Source organism: Polaribacter sp. 11A2H, assembly GCF_011379025.1.
Classification (GTDB): Bacteria; Bacteroidota; Bacteroidia; order Flavobacteriales; family Flavobacteriaceae; genus Polaribacter.
In genome coordinates this window covers 1-8,789 of sequence record NZ_WTLD01000027.1, presented here as the reverse complement: position 1 = coordinate 8,789, position 8,789 = coordinate 1, and the positions used below count along the sequence as shown (strand labels likewise).

The 8,789-nt window shown below is 34.6% G+C and carries 1 protein-coding gene and 1 pseudogene; both read right to left on the bottom strand.

All coding sequences use genetic code 11. The annotated features are described in order from the left end of the window. A pseudogene (locus tag GQS58_RS16680) lies at window positions 1–3,420 on the bottom strand (hypothetical protein); the annotation flags it as partial. Window positions 3,421–3,806: 386 nt separating this feature from the next. Next, window positions 3,807–8,789: Ig-like domain-containing protein (locus GQS58_RS16675; RefSeq protein ID WP_166388003.1), on the bottom strand; the 4,983-nt coding region annotated here is incomplete at its 5' end.

Below are 8,789 nucleotides of genomic sequence, written 5' to 3'. Positions count from 1 at the left end.
TGCAGTGTCTACACGTCCGTCTCCATTGGTATCTACACCACCCGCTTCAATTAAATCTGGAATGCCGTCGTTGTCTGCATCTAAGTCTTTACTGTCTAAAATACCATCTCCGTCTGTGTCTCCATTCGGGTAATTGTCTGGAATACCATCACTATTACCGTCTTCACCTGTAATAATTAAAGCCTTTGTATCGTCTTTAGTTCCGTTTATATCACCATCTACAAGGTCGTTAAAACCGTCACCATCATTATCTACAAAACTATCTGCTTTACCATCTCCATTTGCATCTATACCGCCTGCTTCTACAACATCTGGAATACCATCATTGTCTGAGTCTAAGTCTTTTGCATCTGAAAGACCATCTCCATCTGAATCTTTATTAGCAATAGGTGTTCCATTAGTTCCACCTGTAACATCAGCATCATACGTGTCTGCTAAACCATCCTTATCTATATCTACCATTGATATTGGATCTCCATCAATTGGGTAATCGATTACACCATCTCCATTGGTATCTACACCACCTGCTTCTACAATATCTGCAATACCATCATTGTCTGAGTCTAAGTCTTGTGCATCTGGAACACCATCGTTGTCTGTATCTGGGTTTGTAATTGCATTTCCATTAGTACCACCTGCTACATCTGCATCATAACGATCGTCTAAACCATCTTTATCTATATCATTTACTAAGGTACCGTCTGTATTAATATCATCTACTTTACCATCTCCATTAGTATCTACACCACCAGCTTCTACGATATCTGGAATACCATCGTTGTCTGAATCTAAATCAAATTTATTTGGTATACCATCATTATCTGTGTCTGGACACACTTCTAATTGAAATAGATCTATAAAGTTACCAGAAGAAATGTTTCCAGTTGTAGATATAGATTCAAACCCAAAACGAGTTGTAGTTTGTCCAACTGGCACCGTATAAGTTCCATTGTAATTTATCCAACCTGTGTTGTCAGAACTCATTTGTTTAACTTCTACTAAAGTACCAGTTGAGGAACCTATTAGAACTCTTGCTTCATCTACTCCATCTCTTCCTCTATGCCAAATAGACCAGGTAATAATAGAACCTGGAATTGTGGTTATATCTCTGTATAATTGTGCGCCTTCGTTGGCATTTAATTCAGCATGAGTTTCTCCTTCATGTGATATGACTCCAACAGTACCAGATTCCCAAATTTCAATTAGACCATCTGTTGCAGTTGTTTGCCATCCTTCAATATCTGTTTGATTAAATAAATAAGATACCTTATCAGCTGGTTCGCCAAAAATAGCTGTTGCTTTTGTAACATCATATGTTTCGAAACCATTATTTGCTAATGTAGGAATTGAACATTCATCTGCATCTAAAATACCATCATTGTCATCATCTAAATCTGCATTGTCTGGTATGCCATCATTATCATTGTCACTACATGCATTTACATTTCCATCTATATAATATGCATTTGGTGTTCCATATGCTGCAACAGTTACTTTACCAACATTATTTACCGTTGGTGTACCCGAACCATAATAACCGTTGTCGTCTGCGTCTGCATTTGCAACCCTACCAAAATACGCTTCATCTGCATCAGAACAACCATCATTATCTGAATCTAAATCTAAATGGTTTGGTATACCATCTCCATCGGTATCTAAAATTGTAATATTATCTGGTTTTATAAAATTACTAATACATGTAAATTCTACTTGATGCTGTCTTCCGTTTCCATTAGCACCTGCTTTTCTTGCTACGGCTCCTAATCTAATAATATAAGAAGATCCACTATGCTCGGTAGAGTAATTTACTTGTGGATATAGGTTTGTTACAGATGGATATTCATTAAAACCAGCTGTTCCAACAATCCATGTTGGAGGTTGTGTTATCGTTAATTCTGTTGGGTTGTTTACTACATAATCTACTGGTAATTGAGACCAGTTTTGTTCTCCATAATTAGCGTTACCATCTACATCATTAAAATTCGCAAAGAATTTTGCTACTGTTACTGAGGTAGTTGTACCTGTAGTAACAAAATCAAATTTATATTCTGTCCATGCTTGATCTCCAATGTTCGCTAAATTAAATTGAGATTGTGGTTGAAAAGCATTTGCGTTTCCATTTGCATTATCATCTAGTTTAGGTAAAGATGTTATATTATTAAATTTTACAATAGTAACTAAAGCATCAATGCCACTTGCTACATTAGGAAACCTAAAAACTTCGCCTTCTAAAAAAGTATTAATATTTCCATCTCCAGACTCTTCTGAATAGGCATTATTAAAGTTTAATGTAGTTTGACCTGCACAAACTGGCTGACCAGTGGTTCTAACATATCCTTCATCAGTATCTAAAATTCCATCATTATCATCATCTAAATCATCATAATCTGTAACACCATCTTTGTCATTATCATCGCAAGTATTTATGTTTGCTTTTAAATAATATGGATTTGGTGTGCTGTATGAAGCACCGTTTACTCTACCATTAGTGCTATTTACGTTAGGAGTACCAGATCCATAATAGCCATTATTATCTGTGTCTGCACCAGGATTAGTAAGTGCCATATAATAGGCTTCATCTGCATCAGAACAGCCATCGTTGTCTGAATCTGTATCAAATTTATTAGGTATACCATCTCCATCTGTGTCTAAACATTTTGAAGCTTTTATACCTAACCATAACACTGGGCCTATTCCATCTCCAATACTATCAAATGTTAAACTTTTTACATTTTTGCCTATTAATGAAGGAAAAGAAATTGTACCGCTGGCTTGGGTGTTATTCGCCGTTAAATCTGTTATATATGTTTTTCCACCTATAACTGTTTGCCCTACTAGTTCGGGCTGTCCCACGGGATTTACTGATATAGATACCGCAAGATTAGACATAGTTGTCCCGTTTGCTAAAATGGCCGAGAAATTTCCAAAAAGAGCTTGTCCTGTAAAATCTATTCCAGCTGTTGCTGTATTAAGACTACCATCATTATTTGTTCCAACACTGTCTGGTAATAGATTTATATCAGAAACTTCTTCTCCAAAAGTTATAGTATAAGTACCGTTACCAGTAGTAGTTTCATTAAACCCGAACCTATTAAATGAACCGCTTATAAATACACCTGTATCTGTACTAATAGTAACAGTAGTTGTAGGTGTTGCTACAAACTGAAATGTTTGAGGGTTATTAGTATTACCACTTCCTACTCTAGTAGCTTGCTTATCAGTAAATATACATTCTTCTGTATCTAAAATACCATCATTATCATCATCGTTATCATTTACATTAAGAACACCATCATTATCACAATCATTAGCAGGACCAATACATTGTGCACTCAAGTTATTATTAGTAAAAATTAATAGAAAAAAGGCTAATAGTAAAAATAGTTTTTTACTTAGAGTTAATTGAATTTTTTTTGTCATTTTTAAGAGTAATTATTTGTAATAAGAGTATTTATTTGTAGTTTATATATAATTATTGTTTGTAAATAACCACCAGTAAAAGACTGTTTAGACAGGTACTTACTATTGGTTTATTCGCGTATTAATTCCGTTTATTTTAGATATGTATTCATCATTAGAAAAAATTAAAGGTGCAAAAGTAGTTATATTTTTTAACTAGGCACCATAAGTGTGACACCGTTAAGTTTAAAAAGTCACATTTCTGTTAAAAATAACATAAAAATATTTTTATTAATTATTTTATTATTTGGTATTATTAACAATAAAAAAAAAGCCTATTAAAAGAGATTTCTTTTAATAGGCTTTAATATTTTATCAATTTTAAAAAATTGATAGTTTTTTATTTGTTACTCAATAACCACTTTTTTATTGATGGTTCCTTTATTGGTATTCATTTTTACAATGTAAACACCTGTTGGTATCTGTTTTTTAATATCTAATTGGTAAGTCTCTTTTTGTTCTTTAATATTCCAAAGACTTACTTTTTTACCAATCACATTAAACAACTCTACTTTTTTAATTGCTACTTCACTATTTTTAGAAATTACAATTTGGTTGTTTTCATTGTCTGCATAGATATTGGTATATGCAGCTAAAATTTCATCTTCTAAACTAAGGGCGCTACTTTCTTTAAAGGTTAATACAAAACGATCTGTATAGGTTCCTTTTTCTAAGGTTAACGTGTTTTTTTGTTCTTTAACATTATAAGAAGTACCAGTAAGTTTGTCTGTAACATAAATGTTCTTAGAAACATTTTGTAATTCATCTACCATGATATTTACTTGCCCTGTATAGTTCATTTTAATTTCTAAAGGAACTTCTAAGTCATCAGATATTTCTTGTACTCCAGCAATCACATAATCCTTGTCATCCGAAGGGAATTTAAAATAGATGTCTGTTTTACCAGTTTCATATACTTTAGAGTCATACCCTTTATCAAAAGCAAAAGAATTTGTTTCTTGAAAAGAGACTGCTATTTGATGGTGTATCATTAAATCTTGCTCGTTTTTATATTCGAAACCTAATTTAATTACAGGCAATAGGTTACTCTCCGTTTTACTTGTTTTTTGAGTTCCTTTAAAGAATACCGATTTTGCACCTTCTGTAACATACGCTCTTTGGCTGTTGTTAAAATCAATTGTTCCACCAGCATCTGCCTCAATAAAGAAACCTTGTCCGATTGCAATGTATGGAAGTGGCGTTGTATATGCAGTAGTGCTTTCTAACCCAGAAGTACCATTGTTATCATTTGTTGTATTTGCAGGAACATCTGCAGCAACTCCACCACCTAAGTTAAGTGTTGCATACCCACCAATGTACCCACCAAATATGTGTCCATCTATTCCGGTACCCTCACCAAGTTTACTTTCTTTATGTTCCCAGAAATAAAGAGTTCCGGTAGTTTCATTTAAGTTGTCTTCAATAAACTTTCTTGCGTTTATAGCCGATGGGTAAGGGTTACCAACTAAATAATCGTTACCTGCAGCTATAATTGAAGGGCTAAAGTTTCCATCATTAGGTGTTCCCATAAAGGTATAGTTTTGTGGTGCTCCTGGACCTTTAAAAATAAATCCTTCACCACGAGCAATCTCACCATCCTCATTTTTATGTGCCCAATTAGCTCTACCATTAGAAGAAGGTGCATAGGTATATATCCAATATTTAGCTAATGAAATAGGATCTGTAGTATCTCCATCATAGCCATCTATAAATTTAATGTTTTTAGCAATAGTAGTACCTACTATACCCGTTGCATTTAGTGGAGTTGTACCATCTTTTAACACATTTTCTAAAGTGTAATTAATGCCAATAGAAGTTACCGGAGAACTCATATATCCATATCTGTATAAACTAGGTATTGTAGAATTTTGATCTACTAACAGTTTACCGTTACCACTTATTTTAGTAGTGGTTGCATGCGTTTGTACCAATTGTGCAGATGTACCAGCTAAACGAATATTACCGTCTAAAGTAATCTCATTAGTAACCACTAATAATTGATCTGTTACTGTTAATTTTGTACTTGCATCAATTTTTAGTTTTCTAGCACTTAATCTACTACCGGTATGCTCAAAATCTTGATCAATTACTACAGAACGAGATCTGTCTGGGAAACCGTTCGTCCAAGTATTGCTACTAGAGTTAGAGGTTGTAATATTAATTCTGTGTAAACCTAACAACGTATTTGCTTCTTTACTAGAGTTTTTTATTTCTGAGATTAAAGCATCTTGAGGATGTCTTTTAATTCCTGCAACTGTAGTTTCTTCAATTGGCTGGTAAGGTGTTATTGCATCATCTATAAATACCACCCATTCATTTGCATCATAGTTTTTATTAGGTGTTAACCTTTCATCTATTCTAACAACCGAAGTTTTGTTGTTTATATTAGAAACCACATCATATCTATTTGCCCATGAAGAAGTTGTTGATGTAGATAGCGTAATAATATCATTAACGGCATCATCTAAATCTGTTAATGCAGCATTTAATACAACTGTAGCATCAGTAGCTAATTCAGAATTGGCTATTAAAGTATTATTTGATACGTTTTTAAATAAGACAGATTTTCCAGCTTCTAGTAAAGTAGTAACTGTATAAGAAACATCTGGATTGTTGTTTGTTTGGTCTCCTGTTTTATCTTTATATAACTGAACATGAATGGTGTTTGCAGGAACATCTGTTGTACCTATATTGGTAATTTCTATCCATCTTTCCTTATTAGTATCGCTATCAGCACCAAACTGATACACTTGTGTTATCATAACGTCTGTCTTAATGGCTTTAGGAACCGACGTTAAATACAACGTAGCTTCTGCACATGCTTGTGGCGATTGGTTATCACACTTAATGTATGTTACAGGCACAGTGCCTATAAAACTAGCAACTGGTACAAAAGTATAAGTTCCGTCACTAACTAAAGTAACTGTACCAACACTACCTATTGTTGCGGATCCATCAGTTGCATTCGTACTTGTTGTATTTGCTATTTTAATAGAAAACGAAGTAACAGTATGTGGGTTCCCTTCTGGATCAAAATCATTAGTCAAAATATTTCCAGTCATTGTAGTTCCTTGTGGTGCCGTATGAGCATCATCATTAGCAAAAGTGCTGTTTCCAAAATTGTCAATTACATTTAAGTTCAAAATAGCAGTATCTGTACCACCGTTTCCATCAGAAATGGTGTAGGTAATATCATCTACAGTTCCTGTAAAACCAGCAGCAGGAATAAACTCATAAGTTCCATTCGTATTTAATTGAACAGTACCTGCATTTGCAACCGTAGCTCCCGTTTTATCTTTACCAGTAACCGTTGTTGGGGTATTAATAGTTACCCCTGTAGCAGATGTTATCGTTAAATTGTCTCCTTCTAGATCGGTATCATTAGAAAGCACCGTAGAATTTACCGTTGTATTTACTTCTGTAGTATGTACATCATTTTGCGCCGTTGGCGGATTACTACTAGGTAGTTCATTAGGCAACACTTCAATAGATATAGTAGCGGTATCTGTAGCAATACCATCACCTTTACCTGTATAGGTTATAGGGTCTATAGTTCCTGTAAAACCAGGGCTAGGTGTAAAGGTATATGTACCATCTTCTTTAATAATTATAGAACCAGCATTGGTAACAGCAAAACCTTCTTTGTTTATACCAGGCACATTATTAATAGTAACACCTGTATTTCCTGCAGGTACAGCAAAAGCTGTAGGATTACCATTTATAAGAACAGAAGTTACGGTTATATTACCTCCTTGGTCATTTGTAGTTAATGAACTGTTTACCGCAGTATCTTGCGGCGTTTGGTTGATATCATTTTTTGCAGTAAAACCTGCAGGAATAGAAGTTAAATACAAAGTAGCCTCATCACATGTTTGTGGCGTTCCGTTATCACAGGTACTGTAAATTACGGGAACAGTTCCTGTAAAATTAGCATCAGGAGCAAAGTTATAAGAACCATCTGTATTGATGGTAACTGTACCCACACCTGCAATTGTATTTACTACAGGAACAGCAACAGTTCCCACAGTAATTGACGTTCCATTTATAGAAGCCGAAGATATCGTTTGCATATTTAATTCCGGATCGAAATCGTTTAGAACAATATTTCCTTCCATACTTGTTCCTTGCGTAGCAGAATTAGCGTCATCATTTGCAAAAGTGTTGTTTCCAAAATTAGGAATTACATTTAAGTTAAGAGTAGCAGTATCTGTACCACCATTTCCATCAGAAACAGTGTAGGTAATATCATCTACAGATCCTGTAAAACCAGTAGCAGGTATAAATTCATAAGACCCATCTGCATTTACTTTAACCGTACCAGCATTTGCAATAGCAACACCATTCTCATCTTTACCAGTAACAGTTTTAGCCGTTCCAAAAGTAAAAGGAATATCAGTACCTGCTCCATCTTTTATAGAAGCACTAGTGATAACGATATTATCTCCATCAGGGTCAGAATCGTTGTTAAGTATTGTTGAAGTAACTGTTGTATTTATTTCTGTTGTATTTACATCATTTTGCGCTGTTGGCGGATTGTTACCCGCTGGCTGAGTGTTAGGAATAACTTCAATAGATAATAGAGCATCATTCGTGTCAACACCTGCGCCTTTTCCTGTATATGTTACCGGATTAATAGTTCCTGTAAAACCTGCAGTAGGAGTAAAGGTATATGTACCATTACCGTTAATAGTTAAAGAACCTGCGTTAGCAACATTATTCCCATTTTCATCAACTCCAGCAACTGTTTTTGCAGTTCCTAAAGTAAATCCTGTAGCAGTTACACTTGCTACACCTTCATCATTCGTTAATAAAGCCCCATTTATCACAGTGTCTTGTGGTATTTGGTTGATGTCATTTTCTGCAGCAATATCTGGAATAACGTCTAACGGAATAGAAGTTAAATACAAAGTAGCTTTGTCACATGCTTGTGGCGTTCCGTTATCACAGGTACTATATGTTACGGGAACAGTTCCTACAAAATTAGGCTCAGGAACAAAGGTGTATTTTCCATCTGCGCTTAAAGTTAAAGTACCTACTCCTGAAATTGCTGTTGCTGTTCCTAGAGTAATTGGTGTATTTGTTCCTCCAAAAGAAGCTGAAGGTGAAGAAATAGTTTGTGTATTTCCTTCTAGATCAAAATCGTTTGTTTTGATGTTCCCTTCTATATTTACTCCTTGCTTAGCAGCATTGGCATCATCATTTGCAAACGTACTGTTTCCAAAATTGTCAATTACATTTAAGCTTAAAATAGCGGTATCTGTACCACCATTTCCATCAGAAATGGTGTAGGTAATATCATCTATAGTTCCTGTAAATCCTGTAGCAGGTTT